This is a genomic window from Flavonifractor sp. An112 (genome assembly GCF_002161085.1).
In the GTDB taxonomy this organism is placed as follows: domain Bacteria; phylum Bacillota; class Clostridia; order Oscillospirales; family Oscillospiraceae; genus Flavonifractor; species Flavonifractor avicola.
Map to the genome: position 1 here is coordinate 22,024 of NZ_NFLU01000019.1, position 24,658 is coordinate 46,681.

Below are 24,658 nucleotides of genomic sequence, written 5' to 3' on the forward strand. Positions count from 1 at the left end.
CCCCGTTGTTCAAGGTATAGACGTGGACGAATCAAAAAAGTTCCCCTGTTTTTTCAAATAGTTCCGCAGAGCCAGCCGGGCACGGGCAATGCGGGACTTCACCGTGCCCTCCTCCAGACCCAGCACCTGGGCGATCTCGCCGTAGGACAGCCCCTCCAGCTCCCGGAGGATGAGCACCCGCCGGTGCTCCGCCGACAGGGTGGCAAGGCCCGCCCGCAAAGTCTCCCGCCGCTCCCGGCGTTCGGTCTCCACATGGGGGGAGAACCGCTCGTCGGGCAGTTCGGCCTGCCGGGCCTCCTCCTCATCGTCCAGGGAGATGGTCATGGACAGAGCGCTGCGCCGCTTCTCCCGGCGGAGAAAATCAATGCACACATTGCTGGTCAGCCGGTACAGCCAGGTGGCAAAGGAGCTGTCCCCCTGAAACTTGCCCAGCCCCTTCCAGGCGTTGAGAAAGGCCTCCTGACTCAGCTCCAGGGCATCGTCCGGGTTGCCCGTCATCCGCAGGGCCAGATTGTAAATCCGTCCCTGATTCTGCTCCACCAGGGCGGCAAAGGACTCCTCGTCCCCCTGCCTGGCCCGCTGGACCAGCTCCCATTCCGCTTTCATGCCTTTCCCACCCCCTTGTCTGTCTTGTACCCGCCGCCGTTACCGGTCCGGCTCGTCTTTCAAATCCCGTTTGATGCCCGCTGTCACCTTGTAGATATCCTCCAGGGTGGACACATGGCTGATCTGCTCCTTATAGTATCCGGCGTGGGGCACCCCCTTCAGGTACCAGGCGTAGTGCTTCCGGGCCTCCAGGCAGGCAATGTGTTCCCCCTTCTGAGCCGCCGACAGCTCAAACTGCCGCACCGCCGTGTCGCACCGCTGGGCCAGCGGGGGCAGGGGCGGGATCTCCTCCCCCGCCAGAGCCGCCTGGGCCCGCTGGAACAGCCAGGGATTGCCGAAGCAGCCCCGGCCGATCATGGCCATATCCGCCCCGGTGTACTTGAGGATGCGTACCGCGTCCTTGGGCTCAAATACATCGCCGTTGGCGATCACCGGAATGGAAACCGTCTCTTTTACCGCCCGGATGTAGTCCCAGTTGGCGGTGCCGGAGTACATCTGGGTGCGGGTGCGGCCGTGGACCGCCACGGCAGCCACTCCGGCCTCCTCCATGGCTTTGGCAAACTCCACACAGTTGATGGAGCCCTTGTCCCAGCCCAGACGGAACTTCACCGTCACCGGCCTGCCGCCAGCCCCCCGGATCACCGCCTCGGCCACCTTGACCGCCAGCTCCGGGTTCTTCATCAGGCCGGAGCCGTCGCCGGAATTGGCCACCTTGGGCACCGGGCAGCCCATATTGATGTCGATGATATCGGCACCGGAGCGCTCCGCAGCTATGCCCGCCGCCTGCTCCATACAGGCCGGGTCGCTGCCGAAGATCTGCACCGCCGCCGGGTGTTCCCCCTCCCCCAGCTGAAGGAGCGGAACCGACTTTTTGTCCTGATAGCACAGGGCCTTGGCGCTCACCATCTCCGTAATGGTATAGCCCGCCCCCAGTTCCCGGCAGATGGTCCGGAAGGCCAGGTCTGTCACTCCCGCCATAGGAGCCAGCGCCAGAGCCGAATTTATCGTGATATTGCCAATTTTCACAGTGTCCCCCGATGTGTTATAAATAGTAGCGTAACAAGCGTATCATACCACAGGACAGGACATCCGGCAAGGTTGTTTCCCCCCGTCCGGTATCTGCCGCTTGATTTTGATTAAAAACAAGGAGTGTTCCAACATGGATAAGTACGTCTGCGATCTCTGCGGCTATATCTACGACCCCGCTGAGGGCGATCCCGATAACGGCGTGGCCCCCGGCACTGCCTGGGAGCAGGTTCCCGCTGACTGGGTGTGCCCCCTGTGCGGCGCCGGCAAGGACCAGTTCTCCAAGCAGTAAGCTTTTCCCCCACCGCATTCCGCCTGTCTGACGGTTGTTCCGTCGGACAGGCGGTTTTCTTTTTTGCATCAATTCCACTCCAAAATTTCATGTACAAAAGCGTTCCTCTTTTCTGTCAAATGATTCTCGTTTGGTTTTCCCCGGTTATTTTGTAAATTTTATTTTCTATATTCCAAAAAGTAATCGTCCACCCTGCTATTATGCTATATATTTCTTTCGTCCGTTCCCCGGCTCTGCATGATTGATGTATGCTTTTTTCATTTTCTGCTACTCCTCGCATCTGATTTCAGGCGGCTGGAATTCTGCTTCTCCCCATTGACAGAACCGATGGGGGCCTCTTATAATGGCCTCGACGAACTCAAAAATGACCCAATTTTCCTATGGAAGGGAGGCCCTATTTTGGAACATCTGTTAGCGCCGCTGGTGGGGGATGCCTCCCCCGTGACCGTGATCGGCCTGTGCAAGAACGCGGGCAAGACCACCGCCATGCGCCGCCTGATGGCCGAGTTGGGGGACGAGCGGCTGGCCCTCACCTCGGTGGGCCGGGACGGAGAGCGCACCGACCTGGTCACCGGGACCGAGAAGCCCGATCTGTACCTGAAAGCCGGCGATCTGTTCGCCACCGCCCGGGGCATGATCACGCTGTGCGACGCCACCCTGGAGGTGGTGGACCTGACCGACGTGATGACCCCCCTGGGACCGGTGGCTATTTTCCGCACTCTGTCTGACGGCTATGTGCAGCTGGCCGGTCCCTCTGCCGCCGGACAGCTGCGCCCCCTCACCGCTCGCTTCATGGAATTGGGGGCCCAGCGGGTCCTCATCGACGGGGCCGCCGGACGGAAGTCTCTGGCTGGCGCCGGTGTGGAGGGCGTGGCCCTGCTGTGTACCGGCGCCTCTCTGGACCGGGATATGGACCTGGTGGTATCGGAGACCGCCCACACCTGCTGGCTCTTTGACCGGAAAGTACCGGAGCACGCCGGCCTGCGTTCCGCCCTGGAGGGCGTGGAGGACCGCTTCGCCCTGTTCGAGCTGGACGGCACCCCTCTGGAGCTGCCCCTGGACGAAGGCGGCAGCCCCAAGTGGAACAAGCTGCCTCGCCGCCCCCTGGCGGTGTGGGCGTCGGGAGGGGTTACCGACCCCCTGCTCAAAACCCTGGCCCGCCGGGGCGCTCCCACTACCCTGGTCACTCAGGACGCCACCCACCTGCTGGCAGGCCGGGCCGCCCTGGAGCTGTTCCAGCGCAACGGCGGCCAACTGGCTGTCCGCTGGGAGCTGACCATCGCCGCTGTGGCGGCCAACCCCTGGTCTGCCTACGGCTGGCACTTTGAACCGGATAAATTCATCTCCGCCCTGCGGCAGGCCATCCACCTGCCGGTGGTCAACGTGAAGGAGGATCATGATGGAACTGACGCATGAACTGCGGGAAAACGCAGGGTTTCAGTGGGTACTGAACCGGCTGAGTCCCATGTCGCCGTTCGGCAAGGCGGCCGCCCGCTCCCTGCGGTGGTACGGCCCCGGAGAGGAGGCCGCCCTGGAGGAGGAGCTGGACAATGTGGCTCTGGCCATGGAGCTTTGGAACGCAGGCACCACCGCCCCTCAGACCGAGGGCTGCGGCTGCGGCCCGGTGCGGCTCACCGAGGCCGAGCGCAAGGACGCCGCCGCCGCTCTGCGGGGTGTCACCCGCTGCCTGCCCCTGTTTCACGACATCCGGGGCTCCTTCGACCGGGACCCCGGCGCCCCCTTCGATCTGGTGGAGCTCTTTGAGATCAAGCATTTCCTGGTCACCCTGGAGCAGCTGGTCCAGGCCTATGCCGCTCTGCCCCCCATGGCCGGGCTGTCCTTCCCCTCCCTGGCTGACGCCCTGGAGCTGATGGACCCGGAGGGCCGCCGTCTGCCCACCTTCTCCGTTGTCAATTCCTACCACAACGACCTGGCACCCCTGCGCGCGGAGAAGGCCAAGCTGGAGAAGGCCATCCGCATGACCATGGAGGACAAGCGGGGCCCCCTGATGGAAAAGCGCCGTGTCCTGGCGGTGGAGGAGGATAAGCTGGAGCTGGAGGTCCGCCGGATGCTCACCGGCAAGCTGATGGCCTACAAGCAGGCCTTCCTGGACAACATGGAGACTCTGGGCCGTCTGGATCTCATCGTGGCCAAGGCCAAGCTGGCTCTGCGGTACAACTGCGTGCGGCCCGCCCTCAGCGCCGATAAATCCATCACCCTCCGGGGGGTGCGCCATCCCCAGGTGGAGGAGGATCTGGCTGAGCGGGGCGAACAGTTTACCCTGCTGGATCTGGACCTGAAGCCGGGCTGCACCGTCATCACCGGCGCCAACATGGGCGGCAAGACCGTGTCTCTCCGCTCCACCGTGCTCTCCCTGCTTCTGTGCCAGTGCGGCTTCTTCGTCTTTGCCCAGTCCGCCGCCCTTCCCCTGTTCCACCGGGTGGAGCTCATCCTGGCCGACAGCGGCCCCGGCGCCGGCGGCCTGTCCTCCTTCGGCAAGGAAGTCCATCTGCTGGACAAGCTGCTGCGAGAGACCCACGGCCAGTTCTTCTTCGTGGCTCTGGACGAATTCGCCCGGGGCACCAACCCCCAGGAGGGCGCAGCCCTGGCCCGTGCTCTGGTGCGTCACCTGAGCAGTCTGGACTGCGTGGCCCTCATGACCACCCACTACGACGGGGTGTCCGACGTGGCCGCCGCCCACTACCAGGTGGCCGGTCTGGTGCGGGACATCCAGGGCGACGAGGGGGACGATCCCCGCAAGCGGATCGCCCGCCGGATGGACTACCGGCTCCTTCCCGCCCCTCCCGGAGCCCCCTGTCCCCGGGACGCCCTCCGGGTGTGCCGACTGCTCAAACTGGACGATACCCTCATGGAACTCTTCCAGGCCGACCTGTAAATTTTCCCTGCTCCGGCAGGCGGTTCACGCCGCCTGCCGGAGTTTTTGCCCTTCCAGTTCTGGTTACCATTTGGTAAGCACTATCCCGCTGTAGCGTACAAAAGTCTACAGAACAGAGAAAAATTTTGTGAGCCTAATTTTTCAAAAAATAGTTGACAAACAAAAACGGCTGGGTTATAGTGTTTTTGTCAAAAGTAAATAACACGCATGGATAGAGGCGCGGAGCGCAAGGTAGCAGAGCAATGATAAGGGCAGGCGAGCCCGATGTACTCTGTGAATGTCCGCTCCGCCGAAGGGGGACGTGAATCGTACAGCCCTCCCCCTGAGCCGTGGGCCCAGTGCTTACGGATTGTCATGAGTCACATGAAGCGCTATTTGTGTCTGAACGAGAGTCTCCCCTCCCGCGGACATGAGTAGTGTTTTTTTGTTCATGAAGCGCTATCTCGCCGGAGGAATGGATCTCCTACCGGCGAGGTAGCTTTATTTTTTCGAGGAGGCGTGTCATGGAAAAGCTTATTATCACCGCGGCCATCTGCGGCGCAGAGGTCACCAAAGAGCACAATCCCGCTGTCCCCTACACCGTGGAGGAAATGGTCCGCGAGGCCAAGAGCGCCTTTGATGCAGGCGCCGCTGTTATCCACGTCCACGTCCGCGAGGACGATGGTACCCCCACTCAGGACCGGGAGCGGTTCCGGGTGATCCTGGACGCCATCAAGGAGGCCTGCCCCGGCGTGATCCTGATCCCCTCCACCGGCGGCGCCACCGGCATGACTCCCGAGGAGCGGCTCCAGCCCACCGAGCTGTGCCCCGAGATGGCCACTCTGGACTGCGGCACCTGCAACTTCGGCGACGACATCTTCGTCAACGATATGCCCACCATGCGGGCCTTCGGCAAGCGCATGATCGAAAACAACATCAAGCCCGAGTATGAGTGCTTCGAGATCGGCCACCTGGACACCATCGTGAACATGGCCCACAAGGGTCTGGTCCCCGGCGCTCCCATGCAGTTCAACTTCGTGCTGGGCGTATCCGGCTGCACCCCCGCCACCGTGGGCAACCTGGACTACCTGGTGAAGCAGATCCCCGCCGGTTCCACCTGGACCGTCACCGGCATCGGCCGGGGCGCCTGGCCCATGGTTGCCGCCGGCATCGTGATGGGCGGCAACGTCCGCGTGGGCTTCGAGGACAACATCTACCTGGAGAAGGGCCACAAGGCCGCCTCCAACGGCGAGCTGGTCGCCAAGGTGGTCCGCCTGGCCAAGGAGCTGGGCCGCGAGATCGCCACTCCCGATGAGGCCCGGAAGATCCTGTCCCTAGCCTGATCTCATTCCTTTGTTTTACTTATCTCCCCAACCATATATCTCCCCAACCAAACATTAAACGAAACAGGAGGAACTTTCTATGCAGAAGAAAGGCAACAAGTACGGCACTCACCGCGTCATCGAGCCCAAGGGCCTGCTGACCCAGGCTGCCAAGAAGATCGACAACACCATGGAGTGCTACTCCAATGAGATCCTGTGCGACGTTTCCGCTCTGAACATTGACTCCGCTTCCTTCACCCAGATCTATGAGGCCTGTGAGAAGGACCTGGCCAAGACTGAGCAGATGATCCTGGATATCGTCAATGAGCGCGGCAAGATGCAGAACCCCGTCACCGGTTCCGGCGGTATGTTCATCGGCACCGTCCGTGAGATCGGCGAGGACCTGCAGGGCAAGATCGACCTGAAGGTGGGCGACAAGATCGCTTCTCTGGTCTCCCTGTCCCTGACTCCCCTGAAGATCAACAAGATCAAGGCCATCCACCCCGAGATCGACCGCGTGGACGTGGATGCCCAGGCTATCCTGTTTGAGTCCGGCCTGTATGCCAAGCTGCCCGACGACATGAGCGAGGAGCTGGCTCTGGCTGCTCTGGACGTGGCCGGCGCTCCCGCCCAGACCGCTAAGCTGGTGAAGCCCGGTGACTCCGTGCTCATCCTGGGCGGCGCCGGCAAGGGCGGCATGATGTGCTGCTACGAGGCCATGAAGCGCGTTGGCCCCACCGGCAACGTGGTTGCCCTGGTCATCTGCCAGGAGGACGCCGACCTGCTGAAGAGCATGAACCTGTGCCACCACGCCATCGTTGGCTCCGCCACCAACCCCACCGAGGTGCTGGAGAAGTCCCTGGCCGTCAACAACGGCAAGGAGTACGATGTCTCCATCCTGATCGTGAACGTGCCCGCCTGCGAGATGGCCGCCATCCTGCCCGTCCATGACAACGGCGTGGTGTACTTCTTCTCCATGGCCACCGATTTCGCCAAGGCTGCTCTGGGCGCCGAGGGCTGCGGCAAGGACGTCACCATGATCGTCGGCAACGGCTACACCAAGGACCACGCCGAGATCACTCTGTCCGAGCTGCGTGAGAATCCCCAGCTGAAGGCCTACTTCGAGAAGAAGTATCTGTAAGATATTCTGAGCTGTCTGTGCAGCTCGGACGCCAGCGCCAGCTGGCCGCGCCTTTTGGCGCGCAGAACGCGCAGCGTTCCCGCAGGGGCAATTCAGTTGCCCCGAGGATGTCAAATCACGGAGGCCCCGCGCGATGGAACATTGCGTGGGGCACTGCGTGAGAATCCCCAGCTGAAGGCCTACTTCGAGAAGAAGTACCTGTAAGTTCCTGTTTTACCGATTTCCAGATTATTTCCCATTTACTTTGTGACTTACCTGTCCCATCGACAGATGAGCTGATTGATGTGATCGTTCTGCGGCCGATGATTCCGGCCCCGGTCCCGCTGGAGAAACTCTCCTCCCCAACCCTTTCTCCCCCCGTTCCGGTTCCCGGTCCCTGACGCCTGTGAATGGCACATCCCCACACTGATTTAGAAAGGATGACCTTGTTATGGTAGAGTCCCGCCGTAAGATCCTGTTCCCCGATGTGACTGACGAGCAGTGGAACGACTGGCATTGGCAAGTCAAGAACCGCATCGAGACTCTGGAGGACCTGAAGAAGTATGTGGATCTGACCCCCGAGGAAGAGGAAGGCGTTAAGGCCTGCCTCGGCACCCTCCGCATGGCCATCACTCCTTATTATCTGTCCCTGATTCAGCCCGGCGATCCTCACGATCCCGTCCGGCTGCAGGCCGTCCCCACCGCCAAGGAGCTGCATCAGTCCGCCGCCGACCTGCTGGACCCCCTGCACGAGGATGAGGACTCCCCCGCTCCCGGTCTGACCCACCGCTATCCTGACCGCTGCCTGCTGCTGATCACCGACCAGTGTTCCATGTACTGCCGTCACTGCACCCGCCGCCGCTTCGCCGGTCAGAACGACGCCGGCCTGCCCGTGGATCAGGTGGATCAGGCCATCGAGTACATCCGCAACACTCCCGTCATCCGTGACGTGCTGCTCTCCGGCGGCGACGCTCTGCTCTGCTCCGACGAGCGCCTGGAGTACATCATCGCCAAGCTGCGTGAGATCCCCCACGTGGAGATCGTCCGCATCGGCTCCCGTACCCCCGTGGTGCTGCCTCAGCGTATCACTCCCGAGCTGTGCAATATGCTGAAGAAGTATCATCCCATCTGGCTGAACACCCACTTCAACCATCCCAACGAGATCACCCCCGAGTCCGCCAAGGCCTGCGCCATGCTGGCTGACGCCGGTATCCCTCTGGGCAACCAGAGCGTGCTGCTGGCCGGCATCAACGACTGCGTCTACACCATGAAGAAGCTGGTCAACGAGCTGGTCAGAATCCGGGTGCGCCCCTACTACATCTATCAGTGCGACCTGTCCATGGGCCTGGAGCACTTCCGTACTCCCGTCAGCAAGGGCATCGAGATCATCGAGGGCCTGCGCGGTCATACCTCCGGCTTCTGCGTGCCCACCTTCGTGGTGGACGCCCCCGGCGGCGGCGGCAAGACTCCCGTCATGCCTCAGTACGTCATCTCCCAGACCCCCAAGAAGGTCATCCTGCGCAACTACGAGGGCGTTATCACCACTTACACCGAGCCCGAGCACTACACCGATTGTCAGTGCGACTACTGCACCGGCAAGAAGAAGAAGGAGCTCATGGGTGTGGCCGGCCTGGAGCGCGGCCAGGCGCTCTCCATGGAGCCCGCCAACCTGGAGCGTCATAAGCGCTCCCACCACGAGGAGTAATCCAGATAAATACAGCGGATCGCCGCCCAACCGCGGCGATCCGCTGCCCCCCGTTTTTGAAGTGACAAAGAATGGAAGTGATCGATGTTGGAATCCAAGCTGAACCTTGATTTTAAGCTGGTGGAACAGGCCCGCGCTCACGCTTCCCGTGTGGCGGACGACACCCAGCGTTTCATCGACGGCTGCACCACCGTGGCCGTGGAGCGTACCATCTGCCGCCTGCTGGGCATCGACGGTGTGGACGCCGGCGACGTGCCTCTGCCCAACGTGGTTGTGGAGCACCTGATGGACAAGGGCGCTCTGCCTCAGGGCGCCGCTTTCTGGATCGGCAACGCCATGGTGGAGACCGGTAAGGATCCCCAGGCCATCGCCGAGGACGTAGCCAACGACAAGCTGGACCTGACCGCTCTGCCCACCCACAGCGAGGCCGAGATCCACGCCGCTCTGGATCCCATTGTGGAGGCCAGCCTGGCCAAGATCCGCGCCCGCCGCAAGCGCCGCGAGGACTTCATCGCCACCCACGGCGGTGAGAAGCAGGGCCCCTGGATCTACCTGATCGTGGCCACCGGCAACATCTATGAGGACGTTGTGCAGGCCACCGCCGCCGCCCGCCAGGGCGCCGACGTCATCGCCGTCATCCGCACCACCGGCCAGTCCCTGCTGGACTATGTGCCTTACGGCGCCACCACTGAGGGCTTCGGCGGCACCTACGCCACTCAGGAGAACTTCCGCCTGATGCGCGAGGCCATGGACAAGGTGGGCGAGGAGCTGGGCCGTTACATCCGCGTGTGTAACTACTGCTCCGGCCTGTGTATGCCCGAGATCGCCGCCATGGGCGCCTTCGAGGGTCTGGACGTGATGCTGAACGACGCTCTGTACGGCATCCTGTTCCGCGACATCAATATGCAGCGTACCCTGGTGGACCAGTCCTTCTCCCGCGCCATCAACGCCTATGCAGGCGTGGTCATCAACACCGGCGAGGACAACTACCTGACCACCGCCGACGCTGTGGAAGAGGCTCACACCGTGCTGGCCTCCCAGTTCCTCAACGAGGCTTTCGCCCTGCGGGCCGGCCTGCCCGAGGAGCAGATGGGTCTGGGTCACGCCTTTGAGATCGACCCCGACGTGGAGAACGGCTTCCTGTATGAGCTGGCCCAGGCCGAGATGGCCCGGGAGATCTTCCCCAACGCTCCCCTGAAGTATATGCCTCCCACCAAGTTCATGACCGGCAACATCTTCCGCGGCCACGTTCAGGACGCCCTGTTCAACATGGTGACCATCCTGACCAACCAGAAGATCCACCTGCTGGGCATGATGACCGAGGCCATTCATACTCCCTTCCTGTCCGACCGCTTCCTGGCCATCCAGAACGCCCAGTACATCTTCCGCACCATGCACGACCTGGGCAGCGAGATCGTCTTCAAGGAAGGCGGTATCATGCAGAACCGTGCTGCCGACGTGCTGCACAAGGCTACCGATCTGCTGGGCCAGATCGAGCAGCTGGGCATTTTCGAGACCCTGGAGCGGGGCATCTTTGCCGACATCAAGCGTCCTCGCGACGGCGGCAAGGGCCTGGACGGCGTTGTGACCAAGGCCGCCGGGTACTTCAACCCCTTCCTTGAGCCCATGATGAAAGGGGGTGCCGGCAAATGAGTTCCGGACTGTATCAGATTCGCGATAAGGACCTTGACACCACGCTGGACCTGACCCGGCTGAAACCCTATGGCGACACCATGAACGACGGCAAGGTGCAGCTCTCCTTCACCCTGCCCGTTAAGGACGACGACAAGGGCGCCGCGGCTGCCGTGCTCATGGCTCAGAAGATGGGCCTGGCCGACCCCAACGTGGCTCTCCGCCAGAAGCTGGACGAGGCCTTCACCTTCTATGTGGTGTACGGCTCCCTCACCCACTCCATCAACTACAACGAGATCGTGGTGCAGACCGTGGCTGACGAGGCCATGAGCATGGACGAGACCGATGAGTTCCTGAGGGAGCGGCTGGGCCGCAAGCTGGTGGTGGTAGGCGCCTCCACCGGCACCGACGCTCACACCGTAGGCATCGACGCCATCATGAACCGCAAGGGCTTTGCCGGCCACTACGGCCTGGAGCGCTATGAGATGATCGAGGCCTACAACCTGGGTTCCCAGGTGCCCAACGAGGAGTTCCTCAAGAAGGCTGCCGAGGTCAACGCCGACGTGCTGCTGGTGTCCCAGACCGTGACCCAGAAGGACGTCCACATCCAGAACCTCACCGAGCTCATCGAGCTGGCCGAGGCCGAGGGTGTCCGCGAGAAGTACATCTTCTGCTGCGGCGGCGCCCGTATCACCCACGCTCTGGCCAAGGAGCTGGGCTATGACGCTGGCTTCGGTGCCGGTACCTACGCCGACGACGTGGCCACCTTCTGCGCCAAGGAAATGGTCCGCCGCCTGGGTAAGTAATCCAAATCTCTATTGTTTCGATTTTTCCTCTTTTTCCCCTCTTTTTCTCTGTAGGACAACGGGGCCCCAGACGGGGCCCCGTTGTCCGTTTTGCGTAAAAAACGCCGGGACTGCTGCCCCGGCATTTTTTGCTACCTTATATAACAGAATTACAGCCCCAGCCAGGCCTTCAGATCCCCAAGGTCCTGCGCCACATGATCCAGCGGCAGGCCGCTGGCTTCAAAGTCCTGCCGGGTGGTGGTACCGTTGAGAACGGCGCAGAAATGGGCCCCGGCCCGGTGGGCGGTCTCCGCATCAATGAGGGTATCCCCGCAGTAGAGCACATTCTCCGGCTTCAGGCCCAGCTCTGCCAGGGCTGCCAGCAGCCCCTGGGGGTCCGGCTTGGGCCGGTCCACCTTGTCGCCGCCGGTGATGGAAACCAGGCTCTGCCGTACGCCTCTGGCCTCCAGCACTGCCGTCAGTGTGTCGGTGCGCTTGGTACTTACCACACCCACCGGGATTTCCGCCTCCCTGAGCGCGGTAAGCAGCTCCGCCGCACCGGGGAAAAGGCGGGTCACCTGCACCTGGAGGGGTGCGGCCTTCTCGGTGTACAGCTTCCGAAACAGGGCCCGCTGCTCGGGCCGCTGGTCTCCAGTGAGGGTGGTATAGCCGTCCTCCAGAGTCATACCGATGGTGCGGCGCACCGCCTCCCGCTCCGGCTCCGGCAGACCCATCTGCTCAAAGCCGTACCGGAAACCGGCCACAATGGCCTCGGTGGCATCCCCCAGTGTATAGTCAAAATCAAAAAATACCCCTTGAAAACCCATGGTTCCTCCAAAAATCATTCGTATTGCTTCCGCCCCGTGGTGCTGGGGATGTGCAGCTCATCCCGGTATTTGGCTACGGTGCGCCGGGACAGAGGGCAGCCCTGGGCGGTCATCATCTCACACAACTTCTGGTCGGACAGAGGCTTTTTCTTGTCCTCTCCGGCGATGAGCTTTTTCAGCAAGGCCTTGGCCGCGTCGGGAGAGGCGGCGTCCTCACTGCTGGTCCCCAGGCTGCGGGAGAAGAAGTAGCTCAGGGGATACACCCCCATGGAGCACTGGATGTACTTGTCCTTTACCGCCCGGCTCACCGTGGACTCGTGGACCCCGATGCGCCCGGCCACATCGGCCAGAGACATGGGCACCAGATGGCCCGGTCCCTGCCGAAAGAAGGCCTCCTGCAATTCCAGGATGCACCCGGCGCAGGACATGAGGGTAGATCGGCGCTGCTCAATGGCATGGACCATCCACTTGGCCTGCTTGACCTTTCCGGTGAGGTAATCCTTCACCTGCTGGTCATCGCTCTCCTTCAGCAGACGGGTATAGTACCCGCTGATCCCCAGAGTGGGGAAATAGTAGTCGTTGGGCAGCAGCTCGAAGTGATCGGGAAAGCTGACCACGATGATATCGGGATTGATGTAGGTCAGGTTCTCTCTGGCGGCAAAGCCGGTGCCCGGCCGGGGATTCAGGGTGCGGATCAACTCACAGGAGGCCCGCACCTCCTCGGGGGTTGCCTTCAGCTCCCGGGCAATGAGGCCATAGCGGCTCTTAGACAGGGCGTCCAGCTGGCTCTCCACGATACGCACCGCCAGTTCGTCCACCGGCGTACGGCGCACCAGCTGGAGCCGCAGACATTCGGACAGGTCCCGGGCCCCCACGCCGGCGGGCTCCAGAGACTGGACGGCGGCCAGCGCCTGCTCCAGCACCTCCACCTGGCAGCCGTAATCGGCAGCCAGGGCATCCAGAGGCTCATCCAGCCAGCCGTTGGCGTTGAGGCTCTCCACCAGGAAGGTGCCGGCCTCCATGACCTCCGGCGGCAGATCCAGCACCTTGAGCTGGGAGAGTACATAGTAATACAGGTTGTCCTCCCGGTCCTCCATGGTACCGTAATTGCCCAGCCGGTCGTCCTCTTCCTCAGTGTCCTGCTGGTGATAGTAACGGTTCTGAGGGTCGGTGGATTCCAGCCACTCCAGCTTGCGGCGGAGCTGATCGCTCTCATCCGCCTTGTCGTACCGCTCCTCCGGCTCCAGCACCGGATTCTCCTGCACGGCCTCCTCAATGTATTCCAGCAGCTCCTGAGACCCCATCTGAAGGATCTCCATGGACTGCATCATCTGGGGAGAGAGGGTCTGTGTCTGCTTTTGTGTCAGGTTCAATTCCAAGGTAACTTCCTCCCTTCGCCCATTTTCGCGGTTTCTCGGAAGAAAGTATATCATGGAACCCCCTCACATTTCAACATCTCGCCCGGTAGAAAATACTTCACTCCCGAGGCGCCAGCAGCTGCTCGGCTCCATAGCGCAGGCAGCGGCGCAGCCGGGACTCTCCCCGCTTGATGTTGCGGGACACGGTGGATTTATCCACACCGGTCAGCTCGGCGATCTGCCGCATATTGAGCCCCTTATCATAATAGAGCAGCATACACTCCCGCTGCCGGGGGGTTACATCCTCCTGGAGGGCCCGCATCACATTGCGGCGCAGCCGCCCCATCTGCTCGGAGTTATCCTCCGCCATGACCTGAGCATAGACTGCCATATCGGCGGCAAACTCTTTCCCTCTCCTATATCGTGTACCGGACATTGCAGTGATACCCCCTGTCGTAATAGCGCTCACACAGGACCGCCAGGTCCCGGGCCTCTCGCCACATGGCCTCCAGATGGCGAATGCGCTGTTCCAGCAGCCGGCGTCCGTGCTCGTCCACCGCGGCCGTCCTTCGGCTCTCCAGCAGCCGCACCCGCTGCCGCAGGGTCTCCGCACCTGCCCGATATTGAATCGATAACTCCTGTAATGTCATGCCTAGTCCCCTTCTCTCTGTCGGTAAGCTCCGCCCGGCAGAGCGGGCAAAGCTCCCGCTCCTGGCCATACAGCTCCGCACCGCAAAGGCGGCACCACTCTGCCGGCGGTATCCGCTGCACATCCCGCAGCGGGTCTGTCCACACCCGTGGCCGGATACCCATTCCTCCTCCAAAAATTTTTTAAAAAAATTTTGTTCTTTCTCTTGACAAATCCCCTTCTCCCTGATAAAATAACATTCGCTGTGGACGAGCTGGTCTGCTGGTGTAGCTCAGTTGGTAGAGCAGTTGATTTGTAATCAACCGGTCGGGGGTTCGAGTCCGTCCACCAGCTCCAACAAGTTCATATGGAGGAGTTCCCGAGTGGCCAAAGGGGGCAGACTGTAAATCTGTTGCGATTCGCTTCGGTGGTTCGAATCCACCCTCCTCCACCAAAAATGTCTCGCCAGAAGGCGGGGCATTTTTTATTTTCCTCCCCAATCGGATCCCTCGCCGGACGGCGGGGCTTTTTTCTTCCCCTGCGTTTCTCCCCTCTCCGAAATAAATCTCCGATTGGTGATGAACTTATCCAAATATGGAACTTTCGTTCCATCGCATAGCCATAATAACACCAAACGGAGATAAAAGTCAATCATTTTTTGTCGAAATATGTTGCGTTTGGTGATAAAATGTGATAGAATAGACCCACAAATTGGACAGGAGGGAACATGGTATGGAGCAGGAGAGCACCTTCGGCGCCCGTCTGCGCAGCCTGATGGAAGAGTCCGGCCTCAGCTATGAACAGCTGGGGGACCGGCTGAATATGAATCCCCAGACTCTGAACCGCTATGTCCTGGGCCAGCGTGAGCCCAAAATCGGCACCGCCGCCGCCATTGCCCGCTCCCTTGGGGTGGACCCGCTGTGGCTGCAGGGTTTCAACGTCCCCCGCCAGCCCCCCTGCCCTGCTCGCCGGGAACCGGTGGTACCCATACTCGGTGTCATCCGGGCGGGCTCCCCCATTCTGGCCAGCCAGCAGATCGAGGGCTATGCCGCTGCCGACGTACCCGATCCGGAGGAGCATTTCTATCTTCGGGTCACCGGCGACAGCATGATCAACGCCGGTATCAGGGACGGCGACCTGGTGCTCATCCGGCGGCAATCCACGGCGGAGAACGGTCAGATCGTGGCCTGTCTGGTGGACGGCGAGGACGCCACTCTGAAGCGCTTCCGCTGTCAGAAGGGCATGGTAATCCTTCAGCCGGAAAATCCCTGCTATGAGCCCAAAATCATTCCCCTGCGGGACTTCGAGCAGGGGTTGGCCCGCATCGTGGGCATAGCCGTCAAACTGGTGCGGGAATTATAACAAAGGAGCGATACCATGCTGACAGACGACTGGATGCTGCGGCAGGTGGACGGGTTGGCCCGTTCTCTGGCCAAACTGGTCCTGAAAAAAGATTCTCCCGACTATCTCCCCACCGGCGCGGAGGAAGATGCTGCTCTGGATGCTCTTCACCTGCACCTGGTAGAACTGCTGGCCGCCGGCGATGTGGGCGGCGGAGAAGATCTGCTCTTTCAGGAGAGCGACTGGGACGACCTTCGCTACCTGGAGGTGGCAGTGGACTTCTATGCCCGCGCCAACACCCTCACCGACGACCAGCTGGACCAGGCCGGCTTTGACCGGCAGGAGCTGCAGGAGGGCCTGCAGGAGCTGGCGGCCCGTTACGGTGTGATTCTGTAAGGAGGATACCCCTATGAAACTCTGTTTTTCCCAGATGGAAGAGACTCCCCTGCCCCAGTTCAAAGGGGGCGAAAAGACCACCTACAGCCGTTTTCTGGCCGACGGCCACAACCGCATCATGATGAACCGGTTGGAACCCGGCGCCTCCATCGGCCTGCACACCCACACTGGCAACAGCGAGGTCATGTACATCCTTTCCGGCACCGGCAAGGCCATCTGCGACGGCGTGGAGGAGCGTCTGGGCCCCGGCGACTGCCACTACTGCCCGGAGGGCCACGCCCATACCCTCATCAACGACGGCGGGGCCGACCTGGTCTTTTTTGCTGTGGTACCTCAGCACAACTAAACAAAAAAGCGGCGGACGCGATGCGTCCGCCGCTTTTTTTATTGTTCCCGCCGGTACTGTTCCAGTTCCAGCTCGTCCTTGATCTCCAGGCCTCGCTCGCCGGCCAGGCCCTCCACATGGTGGGTAAACTCGTGGGACAAGGTGGTGTACAGCTCGTCCTCCCAGTCCTCCTCCGTCCAGTTCTCCTGCTCAGCCAGGGCGGCAAAGGAGCCGTAGTAGAGGTTGATGTACCGCCCCATCATATCGTTGCAGTACTCCCCCATAATGTAGAGGTCCTCCCCCGCCGGGTCCTCCACCGCCTCAGGCAGCAGGGAGATACCCCCATTCAGATCCTGATAGAACTCCTCCGGGAACTCCTCCGCCATTTCGTCCAGCAGATCCCCCACCTGGTCAAAGCTGAGGATCATACCGCTCCCTCCTTGGGCTTTTTCATGGTGAGAGAGATGCGCTTCTTTTTCTCGTCCACCTCCAGCACCCAGACGGTGACGATATCCCCCACGGCGCACACCTCGCTGGGGTGGCGCACCCGGCGGTTGGACAGCTGGGAGATGTGGACCAGGCCGTCCTGGTGGACGCCGATGTCCACAAACACGCCGAAGTCGATAACGTTGCGCACCGTGCCGGTGAGCTCCATCCCCGGCTTCAGGTCCTTCATCTCCATCACGTCGGTACGCAGAATGGGCTTGGGCAGCTCGTCACGGGGGTCCCGGCCCGGCTTGAGCAGCTCCTTTACGATATCATCCAGGGTGGGCAGGCCCACGCCGCAGGCTTCTGCTGCCTTTTCCCTGCCGTAAGCCTTTACCCGGTCAGACAGCTCGTCAATGGTTCCTGCCGCCACATCCTTCAGGGTGTAGCCGCACAGCTCCAGCAGCTTCTGGGCCGCCTCATAGCTCTCCGGGTGGACGCCGGTGTGGTCCAGCACGTTTTTGCTCTCCGGCACCCGCAGGAAGCCGGCGCACTGCTCGAAGGCCTTGGGGCCCAGCTTGGGCACCTTGAGTACCCCCTTCCGGGTGGCAAAGGCGCCATTCTCCTCCCGGTACTTGACGATGTTCTTGGCGGTGGTGTTATTGAGGCCCGCCACATAGGCCAGCAGGGGCGCCGAGGCGGTGTTCAGGTCCACGCCCACCGCATTGACGCAGTCCTCCACCACGCCGCCCAGCGTCTCGTCCAGCCGTGCCTGGGGCATATCGTGCTGGTACTGGCCCACGCCGATGGACTTAGGATCGATCTTCACCAGCTCGGCCAGGGGGTCCTGGAGCCGCCGGGCAATGGACACGGCGGAGCGCAGGTTCACGTCGTAGTCGGGGAACTCCTCCGCCGCCAGCTTGGAGGCGGAATACACCGATGCGCCCGCCTCGTTGACGATCATGTAGCTCACCCCGCCGCCCAGCTTGCGGATCATCTCCACCGCCATCTGTTCGGTCTCCCGGCTGGCGGTGCCGTTGCCAATAGCGATGTGAGCCACACCGTGCTTGCGGATGAGCTTGGACAGAATATCAATGGCCTCCTGCTTCTTCTTTTCATTGAAGGTGGGATAGACCACCGCCGTGTCCAGCACCTTGCCTGTGGCGTCCACCACCGCCACCTTGCAGCCGTTGCGGTAGCCCGGGTCCAGGCCCATGGTAACAAAGCCCTTCACCGGCGGCTGCATCAGCAGGGGTTTCAGGTTGAGGCCGAACATCTTGATGGCCCCCTCGTCGGCCTGCTCGGTAAGCAGGTTGCGCATCTCCCGCTCCACCGAGGGGAAGATGAGCCGGTCGTAGGCGTCCTCGGCGGCGGCGCGCACAAAGGCCATAGCGGGGGTGCCGGGGTTGAGCACCCGCCGGCGGACGGGGATGAGGGCGGCTTCCCGGTCCATCTCCACGCTCACCTTCAGGATATCTTCCCGCTCGCCCCGGTTGATGGCCAGGATCTGGTGGCCCTGGAGGCGGTTGATGGGAGACCGGAAGTCGTAGTACAGCCGGTACACCGTGTCCGACCGCTCCTTGGCCGCGGCGGCGGACACCAGATAGCCCTTCTTCCACACCAGTTCCCGCAGCAGCTTGCGGATGTCGGCGTCGTCGGAGATGCGCTCTGCAATGATGTCGTTGGCGCCCTGGAGGGCCTCCTCCACCGTCTCCACGCCCTTCTCCGGGTCAACATACCCGGCGGCAGCTTCTTCCGGCACAGGGCCGTCCATGGCCTGAGCAAAGAGCAGATCGGCCAGGGGTTCCAATCCCTTCTCCTTTGCCATGGTGGCCCGGGTGCGCCGCTTCTGCTTGTAGGGGCGGTACAGGTCCTCCACCTCCGCCAGGGTGGCGGCGGAGTCAATGGCGGCGGAAAGCTCCTCCGTCAGCTTGCCCTGGGCCTCAATGGCCCCCTTGACCTCCTCCCGCCGCTTGTCCAGGTTCCGCAGGTATTGCAGCCGGTCGGCCAGGGTGCGCAGGGTGGTGTCGTCCATGGCGCCGTGGAGCTCCTTGCGGTAGCGGGCGATAAAGGGAATGGTGTTGCCCTCGTCGATGAGGTTCACCACGTTCTGAATGTATGTCTCCTTCTGGCCCAGTTCCCTGGCCAGGATCTGAATGATGGTATCCATAGTGTTCTCCTTTGCAGCGGGCTTGTCATCAATATTTTACCCGGTTTTGGACCGCAAGTCCAGGGTATCTCCTTGCTTTCCCCCGTCGTTGCGTGTAAAATCAAGGGGAAAGAAGGGGGAGAGACGTCATGAATCAACGCCTTTATGAGATCGACCAGGCCATCGAGGCCCTGACCGCCGCCCAGGCCCGCCGCAAGCAGCTGGATGCCCAGATCGAGGAACTCCACCGTCAGCGGGGGGAGCGGCAGGCCAAGGTGGACGAGACCGCCCAAAGCTTCCGCAAGGAGCAGGACGACGTGGACAAGCTGGAGAAGGGCGGCGTGCACGCCTTTCTCCTTACCCTGATTGGTCATAAGGAGGAGCGGCTGGACAAGGAGCGCCGGGAGGCTCTGGCCGCCAAACTCCAGTACGACCAGGCCAGGTCGGACCTGGAATATCTGGAGAACAAGCTCAACGGCCTGATCCGGGAGCGGGACGGCCTGCGGGACGCCCCCGAGCAGCTGGAGGCACTGTGGACGGAGAAGGCGGAGCTGGTGAAGGCCATGGGCGGCCAGACAGGGGCCCGGCTGGTGGAGCTGGACCGCCAGCTGTCTGACGTGACCCATCAGCAGAAGGAACTGGAGGAGGCACTCTCCGCCGGCGAGAACGCCAAGCGGCTGCTGGGCCAGGTCCAGGACGATCTGGACAGCGCCCGCAGCTGGGGCACCTGGGATATGCTGGGTGGCGGACTCATCGCCACCATGGCCAAGTACGACCGGCTGGACAGCGCCCAGTCCAGCATCCGGGCGGCTCAGCGGGCCCTGAGCGACTTCCGCACCGAGCTGGCCGATGTGAGTCAGCTCCAGGTGCCCAACATCCAGATCGGGGAGTTTGCCACCTTTGCCGATTACTTCTTTGACGGCATTTTCTCCGACTGGTACGTCCAGTCCAGCATCAAAAAGGCCCAGGAGGGGGTATCGGAGGTCCACATGAAGCTGACCGCCGCACTCCGGGATCTGGAGGCCGCCTCCCAGGACCTGAACGACCAGCAGGCTTCTCTAAAGCGGGAGCGGGAAGATCTGCTGGATTCGGTCTCATCTTAAAACACAAAAGAGCCGGCCTGCCAATGAGGCAGACCGGCTCTTTGCTTGCGTTCGCCCGGCTTAAATGGTAGCCAGCCGGTAGGTGGTGGTGTGGCGGTACTCCTCCCCCGCCCGCAGGATGGGGCTGGGGAAGCCCTGGTGGTGGATGGCGTCAGGCCAGCCCTGGGTCTCCAGGCAGAAGGCCGACCGGGGCCCGTACACCGCCCCATCCTTGCCGGGCACGCCGTCCAGATAGTTGGCGGTGTAGAGCTGGAGGCCGCACTGGGTGGTGTAGCACTCCAGGCACAGCCCGCCGCCCATCACCCGGGCCGCCAGCCCCAGGGGGGCGTTGGGCTGGGTGCGCAGCACGAAGTTGTGGTCGTAGCCGTTGCCCACCGTCAGCTGGGGATGCTGCATGGCCAGCCCCTGAAGGAACGCCCGGGGGAAACGGAGGTCAAAGGGGGTGCCCTCCACCGCCAGCAGGGACCCGGTGGGGGTGCTGTTGGCGTCGTTTTCGGTGATAGCGCTGGCATACACCTGGACCCGCTGTCCCTCCAGGGAGCCGAAGTTGTGGCCCATCAAATTGAAGTAGCTGTGGTTGGTCAGGTTGCACAGGGTATCCTTGTCGCTCTTGGCCCAGTAATCCAGGGAGAGTACGCCGTCGGCGGTGAGGTCGTAGCTCACCCGCACCTCCAGGGTGCCGGGGAAGCCCTCCTCCCCGTCGGGGCTGGTGTGGGAGAGCACCAGCCTGCCCTCCCGGACTGCCGCCTCCCACACGGCCTCATGAAAGCCGTGAACGCCGCCATGGAGGCAGTTGGGGCCGTTGTTGGCGGCCAGGGGGTAATGGACCCCGTTCAGGTCAAAGGAGGCGCCACCGATGCGGTTGGCCACCCGGCCCACCAGGGCGCCGAAGTATTTGTCCTGCTTCTCATAGTCGGCCAGGGTGTCGCATCCCAGCACCACGTCTCTGTCCTCCACCATAAAGCTGCGGAGGATGCCGCCATAGGTGAGGATCTTGGCCGTATAGCTGCCCGCCTGGGCGGTCCACTGTTCCACTTCTTTCCCCCCGGCGGTGACGCCGAAGGGTTCTCTTGTCCAGTCTGCCATGGTGCACAACCTTTCTCCCGAACCGGGGAACCCTCTGTTTTGCTGCGGGCGGGGCTCCCATCAGCCATGTTCTTCCATTCCACAGCCGCCTCCTGGCCGGAGCAGCTTTGCCTTAAATGATAGCATATTTCGCAGCCGCTGCCAATAGTCAGACTGCCCGGAGCAGCCTCATTTCCCCGCTGTTCTTCCGCCCCCTCCCCACCCCGGGACGGGGCTTATTTTGTGGCTGTGCAACACCATCCCAGTTTGGTGATATCTATAGAGCAAGGGGAGGGGTTTTGAGGGCAGCTCTCCCCTTTTGGAGAAAACGAGGAGGAATGAATATGGCAAACTATACGGAACATTATCAGCTCCACCAGTGGGAGCCGGAGGACCCCTTTCTGCGGACCGACTTTAATGAGGATTTGGAGAAGATCGACCATATATTAAGCGGGTTTCCGGAAATCATAGTGGGCACCTATGTTGGTGATGGTTCACACAATCGTACGATTGATCTTGGTTTTATGCCTCGACTTTTATACGTCTGCAACGAAATTGGTACCACATTTTCTTCCACAAACTATTCATTGGACTATCATGGGGGGTTGGTTTTTCCTGACCTGCCCGCAGTTGCAAATGATGTTATCTACCTATGCGCAACGGAGAGCGGATTCCAGGTTATTTATCAAGAGGACCAGGTTTATGGCACAAATCAGACCTATTATTATACTACCAACTTAAAAAGCGTACGCTTTCGATATTTTGCTGTTAAATAGAAGAAGTCCTCCGGCAAATGCCGGAGGACTTCTTTACTTCGTTGCCTAACAGAATCCTATCAGGATAGATTAGGGCGCAGCAGGAGCAGCAGGAGTTACAATATTGATGGTGTAAACCTGCTCGGTACCATCCACAGTAGCGACCTTGATCTTCATAACCACAGTCTGAGCAGAAGTGGTCTGAGTAGCAGCGGTGATGCCGGTCTCGCCGGAGCCGAAGGTACCGTCGTTATTGTTGTCATAAGTAACGGTGGCACCCACGCCATTGGCAGTAGCCGCAAAAGTGTAGGTCTGGCCACTAGCAGCGGTCACGGTCTGCACAACAGTATCCTTATCCAGAGTCAGACCAGCGCCGCCAGTAGCAGTCATGGTAGCCAGAGACACATCGCTGTCGTCATTCTCCACGATGAACAGATAATCAACCTCGGCATCGGTGGCATTGGTGGTCACAACATAGATGCTGTCGTTCTTATCCTCGGTCAGGTCGGAAGCCACAGCCTCAGTGACATTGCCATCCTCGTCCATGATGAAGACCAGTGCGTCGTTGCTGTAGGAGTAACCAGTGGAAGTACCAACGACCAGAGTGCCATCGCTCAGCTTATAGCCGTACTGGACGCGCTGGCCCAGGCTGTTAGTGGTCAGCTTGGTGATCAGGCCGTCGGTGTTGTAGGTGGGAGTAAACAGGCCCACAGCAACGGAAGCGGAACCGCCATCCAGGCTGTTGTTGCCGTTGGAGGCAGCCTTCACCTTCACGGTGGTGGACTCGCCGTTCACAATGGCCTTGTAGGTGTTGTAGTAGGTGGTGGTGTTGCCGTCCTTCACGGTCTCGAAGCCCACCTTGTTGGCGTCCATGATAAACACGGTGTCACCGGAGACAGTGCTGGTGCTATAAGTATTTACATAGACGTGAGTAGCAACGCCATTCTTGGCAACCCAGGTCAGGGCCGCACCGGCCACATCGGGCACGTTGTCCTTACCGGTGTACACAGCAAAGGTCTTATCGCCGGAGGTCTTGGCCACCACGAACACAGTGTTGTTGTTCACGTTCACAGTGTTGGGGGAACCGGTACCGGTGATGGACACCTTGCCGTTGTTGATGGCAGCGGAAGTGAGGCTGCCAACGGTGATCTTGTCAGTGGCGTTGGCGTTCACCTTGGTCAGAGCATACTCGTTGTCGGAGTTGATAGTGTAGGTGAAGTAAGCCTTGCTGGTATAGCCGTTCACAGTGGCGTCAAGCTTCACACCGCTGTTGTTCCAAACCAGATACTTGTCGGTGCCGCCATCATGGGTGCCATCAACATCAGTGGTGCTGATGTCCACATATTTAGTGGTGCCGTCGGTGATGGACTCAATGGTCACGACCTCAGTGGTGCCGTCCATCTTCACAACGCGGGCCTCAACGCGGGCAGAGCCGCCGATGGAGCCGTCGCCGGGAACATAGACGATCTGCTGGAGCACAACGTAATCGCTGGCAGCAGCCTCAACCTCATCAGCATAAATCAGGTAGCCGTTAGCATCGGTGTAGTAGGCATAAGTGGTGTTGTACACAGCGCCAGTAGTCACACCGCTGATGGTGATGTTGCCGTTGGCAACATAGTCAGAACCGCTGATGACATACTTGACGGGGGTGGTGTTCTTGGTACCGGTCAGCTGGCCCTCGAAAGAATCAGCCTTGGCCAGGTAGTAAACACCAGCGTTGTCAACATAGTAGTAGACAACATCGTTCTTAGTCAGGCCAGCATAGCCGGACACATCGTCAGCGCTCTTGTAACCGGCAAACACGCCAGGCACACGCACTTCCAGATCGTCGCCCTCGCCCTTGGTGGCCACATCGCCGTTCAGCTTAGCAACAGAGTAACGGGTCACGGTGATATTGGCAACCTGGTTGGCGGTGGTGTCGCTCATATAGACCTCGATCACGTCGCCGACCTTCAGGCTGGTGGCAGCGGTAGTGGTCTTGGAGCCGCCGTTGACAGAGACGATGGAGCCGCTGTCAGTGTAGGACTTGCTGATGTTATCAATGGCCTTGGCAGCGGTCTGGGCCTCATCGATCACAACAGTGTAATCGGGAGTCTCAGCATAGGTGCCAACAGTCTTGTTCTTATAAGCCCACTGGTTGGAGAGGCGGTTCATGCCGTCGGGAGCACCAACGGTCAGGCGCAGATCCTTGAAGTACTGCTCGCAGAACTGCTGATAGGCATCGTTGCCAGTGGCCTTATAGCCGGTAGTAGTAGCATGAGCAACCTTGGTGGGGGCAGAAGCGCCCATGATGACCTGCATACCATCGGAACCGATAACGGTAGTGCCCTTGGAGGTGTAGTACACCATGTCAGCGGTCAGAGCCTGGAAAGCCATCTGGGCAGCGTCCTGACGGGACAGGTTATCGGTCAGCACCAGGCCGGAGGGAACGATGCCCGCAGCAATGGCGTCGGTGGCCACATTGATAACCCACTCGTTGTCCACGTACTTCTCGATCTTGGCATCATAGCCCAGAGCAACCAGCAGCATCTTGGCGAAAGCAGCGCCGGTCAGCTTGCCCTCGGGGAAGAAGTTGCCGTTGCCGTCGCCAGCCAGGATGCCCAGGTTCACACAGTAGCCGATGTAGGGAGCGGACCAACGATCAGCAGCCACGTCCTTAAAGACGGCGGAGTTGGTGGTCAGCTTCTCAGCAGCGTCGGAGCCAAGCAGCATATAGGTGATGATCTTTGCAGCCTGCTCGCGGGTCAGAATGGTGTTGGGCTGGAAGTCGCCCTTATCGCCGCCCTCGAGAATACCGAGAGCAACCATAACGTCGACAGCCTCAACATTCTTGATCTCACTGGCGTCAGTGAAATCCTTGCTCGCAGCGCCGGCGCCCACGACCATCATGCCCATCAGCATAACAGCGGCCAGAGCCAGGCT

General features: G+C 61.0%; 23 protein-coding genes, 2 tRNA genes and 1 riboswitch. Of the genes, 15 read left to right on the plus strand and 10 right to left on the minus strand.

Features of this window, described 5'->3' with window-relative positions; genetic code table 11:
• Nucleotides 1-9: 9 nt before the first annotated feature.
• Nucleotides 10-606, minus strand: a complete 597-nt coding sequence (locus B5E56_RS12970; RefSeq protein WP_087390862.1) for an RNA polymerase sigma factor — start codon at nucleotides 604-606, stop codon at nucleotides 10-12.
• A gap of 39 nt (nucleotides 607-645) precedes the next feature.
• Nucleotides 646-1,632 carry a tRNA dihydrouridine synthase DusB gene (gene dusB, locus B5E56_RS12975; RefSeq protein WP_087390864.1) on the minus strand — a complete coding sequence of 329 codons (987 nt, stop codon included), beginning with the start codon at nucleotides 1,630-1,632 and terminating at the stop codon, nucleotides 646-648.
• 133 nt (nucleotides 1,633-1,765) lie between these two features.
• Here dusB and rd point away from each other — a divergent pair, with 133 nt between their 5' ends.
• The 8 genes from rd (at nucleotide 1,766) to B5E56_RS13015 (ending at nucleotide 11,384) form a co-directional block, all read left to right on the plus strand.
• Complete coding sequence (gene rd, locus B5E56_RS12980) at nucleotides 1,766-1,924, plus strand: rubredoxin (protein WP_087188344.1); 159 nt, start codon at nucleotides 1,766-1,768, stop codon at nucleotides 1,922-1,924.
• 399 nt (nucleotides 1,925-2,323) lie between these two features.
• Nucleotides 2,324-3,340 carry a hypothetical protein gene (locus B5E56_RS12985; protein WP_087390868.1) on the plus strand — a complete coding sequence of 339 codons (1,017 nt, stop codon included), beginning with the start codon at nucleotides 2,324-2,326 and terminating at the stop codon, nucleotides 3,338-3,340.
• Nucleotides 3,324-4,820 (plus strand): MutS-related protein, encoded by a 1,497-nt coding sequence (locus B5E56_RS12990; protein ID WP_087390871.1) that lies wholly within the window; start codon nucleotides 3,324-3,326, stop codon nucleotides 4,818-4,820. Before B5E56_RS12985 ends, B5E56_RS12990 begins: the two co-directional genes overlap by 17 nt.
• Nucleotides 4,821-5,024: 204 nt before the next feature.
• Nucleotides 5,025-5,202: riboswitch (Lysine riboswitch) on the plus strand.
• 121 nt (nucleotides 5,203-5,323) lie between these two features.
• Nucleotides 5,324-6,142 (plus strand): 3-keto-5-aminohexanoate cleavage protein, encoded by an 819-nt coding sequence (locus B5E56_RS12995; protein ID WP_087390872.1) that lies wholly within the window; start codon nucleotides 5,324-5,326, stop codon nucleotides 6,140-6,142.
• A gap of 79 nt (nucleotides 6,143-6,221) precedes the next feature.
• The gene (locus tag B5E56_RS13000) at nucleotides 6,222-7,262 is read left to right on the plus strand and encodes an L-erythro-3,5-diaminohexanoate dehydrogenase (protein WP_087188348.1); all 1,041 of its coding nucleotides are present in this window, start codon (nucleotides 6,222-6,224) and stop codon (nucleotides 7,260-7,262) included.
• Nucleotides 7,263-7,692: 430 nt separating this feature from the next.
• A complete protein-coding gene (gene ablA / locus B5E56_RS13005; RefSeq protein WP_087269892.1) occupies nucleotides 7,693-8,946 on the plus strand; it encodes a lysine 2,3-aminomutase in 1,254 nt (417 codons plus the stop codon).
• A gap of 84 nt (nucleotides 8,947-9,030) precedes the next feature.
• Nucleotides 9,031-10,599, plus strand: coding sequence for a lysine 5,6-aminomutase subunit alpha (locus B5E56_RS13010; protein ID WP_087188350.1), 1,569 nt, complete (start codon nucleotides 9,031-9,033; stop codon nucleotides 10,597-10,599).
• The gene (locus B5E56_RS13015) at nucleotides 10,596-11,384 is read left to right on the plus strand and encodes an OAM dimerization domain-containing protein (protein WP_087390875.1); all 789 of its coding nucleotides are present in this window, start codon (nucleotides 10,596-10,598) and stop codon (nucleotides 11,382-11,384) included. The genes B5E56_RS13010 and B5E56_RS13015 overlap by 4 nt, the downstream gene beginning before the upstream one ends.
• Before the next feature lie 149 nt (nucleotides 11,385-11,533).
• On the opposite strand, the gene B5E56_RS13020 is transcribed toward B5E56_RS13015, so the two are convergent.
• The 4 genes from B5E56_RS13020 to B5E56_RS13035 all read right to left on the minus strand — a co-directional run bounded on the left by B5E56_RS13020 (nucleotide 11,534) and on the right by B5E56_RS13035 (nucleotide 14,198).
• On the minus strand, nucleotides 11,534-12,208 hold the full coding sequence (locus B5E56_RS13020) for an HAD family hydrolase (RefSeq protein ID WP_242958982.1): 675 nt from the start codon (nucleotides 12,206-12,208) through the stop codon (nucleotides 11,534-11,536).
• Nucleotides 12,205-13,569: an RNA polymerase factor sigma-54 gene (gene rpoN / locus B5E56_RS13025; protein ID WP_087390878.1), complete on the minus strand. Its 1,365-nt coding sequence runs from the start codon at nucleotides 13,567-13,569 to the stop codon at nucleotides 12,205-12,207. Before rpoN ends, B5E56_RS13020 begins: the two co-directional genes overlap by 4 nt.
• Nucleotides 13,570-13,666: 97 nt before the next feature.
• Nucleotides 13,667-13,984 carry a sigma-70 family RNA polymerase sigma factor gene (locus B5E56_RS13030; protein ID WP_242958984.1) on the minus strand — a complete coding sequence of 106 codons (318 nt, stop codon included), beginning with the start codon at nucleotides 13,982-13,984 and terminating at the stop codon, nucleotides 13,667-13,669.
• Entirely contained in the window at nucleotides 13,965-14,198 is a 234-nt protein-coding gene (locus tag B5E56_RS13035) for a hypothetical protein (RefSeq protein WP_087188354.1), read from the minus strand. The genes B5E56_RS13030 and B5E56_RS13035 overlap by 20 nt, the downstream gene beginning before the upstream one ends.
• Before the next feature lie 259 nt (nucleotides 14,199-14,457).
• Between B5E56_RS13035 and B5E56_RS13040 the strand changes: the two genes are divergently transcribed.
• The 5 genes from B5E56_RS13040 to B5E56_RS13060 all read left to right on the plus strand — a co-directional run bounded on the left by B5E56_RS13040 (nucleotide 14,458) and on the right by B5E56_RS13060 (nucleotide 16,259).
• Nucleotides 14,458-14,533, plus strand: a tRNA-Thr gene (locus B5E56_RS13040).
• A 12-nt stretch (nucleotides 14,534-14,545) separates the two neighbouring features.
• Nucleotides 14,546-14,630: transfer RNA gene (locus B5E56_RS13045), tRNA-Tyr, on the plus strand.
• A gap of 278 nt (nucleotides 14,631-14,908) precedes the next feature.
• Nucleotides 14,909-15,538 (plus strand): LexA family protein, encoded by a 630-nt coding sequence (locus B5E56_RS13050; protein WP_087269901.1) that lies wholly within the window; start codon nucleotides 14,909-14,911, stop codon nucleotides 15,536-15,538.
• A 15-nt stretch (nucleotides 15,539-15,553) separates the two neighbouring features.
• Entirely contained in the window at nucleotides 15,554-15,913 is a 360-nt protein-coding gene (locus B5E56_RS13055; RefSeq protein WP_087390884.1) for a DUF6483 family protein, read from the plus strand.
• A 13-nt stretch (nucleotides 15,914-15,926) separates the two neighbouring features.
• Nucleotides 15,927-16,259, plus strand: coding sequence for a cupin domain-containing protein (locus B5E56_RS13060; RefSeq protein WP_087390887.1), 333 nt, complete (start codon nucleotides 15,927-15,929; stop codon nucleotides 16,257-16,259).
• A 38-nt stretch (nucleotides 16,260-16,297) separates the two neighbouring features.
• Here the strand turns inward: B5E56_RS13060 and B5E56_RS13065 are convergent, their stop codons facing one another.
• Both B5E56_RS13065 and B5E56_RS13070 read right to left on the minus strand, forming a co-directional pair.
• On the minus strand, nucleotides 16,298-16,666 hold the full coding sequence (locus tag B5E56_RS13065) for a metallopeptidase family protein (RefSeq protein ID WP_087188359.1): 369 nt from the start codon (nucleotides 16,664-16,666) through the stop codon (nucleotides 16,298-16,300).
• Nucleotides 16,663-18,834, minus strand: coding sequence for a Tex family protein (locus tag B5E56_RS13070; protein WP_087390890.1), 2,172 nt, complete (start codon nucleotides 18,832-18,834; stop codon nucleotides 16,663-16,665). Before B5E56_RS13070 ends, B5E56_RS13065 begins: the two co-directional genes overlap by 4 nt.
• A 128-nt stretch (nucleotides 18,835-18,962) precedes the next feature.
• Between B5E56_RS13070 and B5E56_RS13075 the strand changes: the two genes are divergently transcribed.
• Nucleotides 18,963-19,916: a hypothetical protein gene (locus tag B5E56_RS13075; RefSeq protein WP_087390893.1), complete on the plus strand. Its 954-nt coding sequence runs from the start codon at nucleotides 18,963-18,965 to the stop codon at nucleotides 19,914-19,916.
• Nucleotides 19,917-19,976: 60 nt separating this feature from the next.
• On the opposite strand, the gene B5E56_RS13080 is transcribed toward B5E56_RS13075, so the two are convergent.
• Nucleotides 19,977-21,002: an aldose epimerase family protein gene (locus B5E56_RS13080; protein ID WP_087390896.1), complete on the minus strand. Its 1,026-nt coding sequence runs from the start codon at nucleotides 21,000-21,002 to the stop codon at nucleotides 19,977-19,979.
• 323 nt (nucleotides 21,003-21,325) lie between these two features.
• Here B5E56_RS13080 and B5E56_RS13085 point away from each other — a divergent pair, with 323 nt between their 5' ends.
• Nucleotides 21,326-21,757, plus strand: a complete 432-nt coding sequence (locus B5E56_RS13085; RefSeq protein WP_087390900.1) for a hypothetical protein — start codon at nucleotides 21,326-21,328, stop codon at nucleotides 21,755-21,757.
• 69 nt (nucleotides 21,758-21,826) lie between these two features.
• Here the strand turns inward: B5E56_RS13085 and B5E56_RS13090 are convergent.
• On the minus strand, nucleotides 21,827-24,658 hold a 2,832-nt coding region (locus B5E56_RS13090), incomplete at its 5' end, for an S-layer homology domain-containing protein (protein ID WP_143383175.1).

Excerpts from the sequence above, each read along its gene's own strand:
- B5E56_RS12970 (WP_087390862.1), bottom strand. The coding sequence starts at position 606 with ATGAAAGCGGAATGGGAGCTGGTCCAGCGGGCCAGGCAGGGGGACGAG.
- rd (WP_087188344.1), top strand. The coding sequence starts at position 1,766 with ATGGATAAGTACGTCTGCGATCTCTGCGGCTATATCTACGACCCCGCT.
- B5E56_RS12990 (WP_087390871.1), top strand. The coding sequence starts at position 3,324 with ATGGAACTGACGCATGAACTGCGGGAAAACGCAGGGTTTCAGTGGGTA.
- B5E56_RS12995 (WP_087390872.1), top strand. The coding sequence starts at position 5,324 with ATGGAAAAGCTTATTATCACCGCGGCCATCTGCGGCGCAGAGGTCACC.
- B5E56_RS13000 (WP_087188348.1), top strand. The coding sequence starts at position 6,222 with ATGCAGAAGAAAGGCAACAAGTACGGCACTCACCGCGTCATCGAGCCC.
- ablA (WP_087269892.1), top strand. The coding sequence starts at position 7,693 with ATGGTAGAGTCCCGCCGTAAGATCCTGTTCCCCGATGTGACTGACGAG.
- B5E56_RS13010 (WP_087188350.1), top strand. The coding sequence starts at position 9,031 with ATGTTGGAATCCAAGCTGAACCTTGATTTTAAGCTGGTGGAACAGGCC.
- B5E56_RS13015 (WP_087390875.1), top strand. The coding sequence starts at position 10,596 with ATGAGTTCCGGACTGTATCAGATTCGCGATAAGGACCTTGACACCACG.
- B5E56_RS13020 (WP_242958982.1), bottom strand. The coding sequence starts at position 12,208 with ATGATTTTTGGAGGAACCATGGGTTTTCAAGGGGTATTTTTTGATTTT.
- B5E56_RS13030 (WP_242958984.1), bottom strand. The coding sequence starts at position 13,984 with ATGTCCGGTACACGATATAGGAGAGGGAAAGAGTTTGCCGCCGATATG.
- B5E56_RS13035 (WP_087188354.1), bottom strand. The coding sequence starts at position 14,198 with ATGACATTACAGGAGTTATCGATTCAATATCGGGCAGGTGCGGAGACC.
- B5E56_RS13050 (WP_087269901.1), top strand. The coding sequence starts at position 14,909 with ATGGAGCAGGAGAGCACCTTCGGCGCCCGTCTGCGCAGCCTGATGGAA.
- B5E56_RS13055 (WP_087390884.1), top strand. The coding sequence starts at position 15,554 with ATGCTGACAGACGACTGGATGCTGCGGCAGGTGGACGGGTTGGCCCGT.
- B5E56_RS13060 (WP_087390887.1), top strand. The coding sequence starts at position 15,927 with ATGAAACTCTGTTTTTCCCAGATGGAAGAGACTCCCCTGCCCCAGTTC.
- B5E56_RS13065 (WP_087188359.1), bottom strand. The coding sequence starts at position 16,666 with ATGATCCTCAGCTTTGACCAGGTGGGGGATCTGCTGGACGAAATGGCG.
- B5E56_RS13070 (WP_087390890.1), bottom strand. The coding sequence starts at position 18,834 with ATGGATACCATCATTCAGATCCTGGCCAGGGAACTGGGCCAGAAGGAG.
- B5E56_RS13075 (WP_087390893.1), top strand. The coding sequence starts at position 18,963 with ATGAATCAACGCCTTTATGAGATCGACCAGGCCATCGAGGCCCTGACC.
- B5E56_RS13080 (WP_087390896.1), bottom strand. The coding sequence starts at position 21,002 with ATGGCAGACTGGACAAGAGAACCCTTCGGCGTCACCGCCGGGGGGAAA.
- B5E56_RS13085 (WP_087390900.1), top strand. The coding sequence starts at position 21,326 with ATGGCAAACTATACGGAACATTATCAGCTCCACCAGTGGGAGCCGGAG.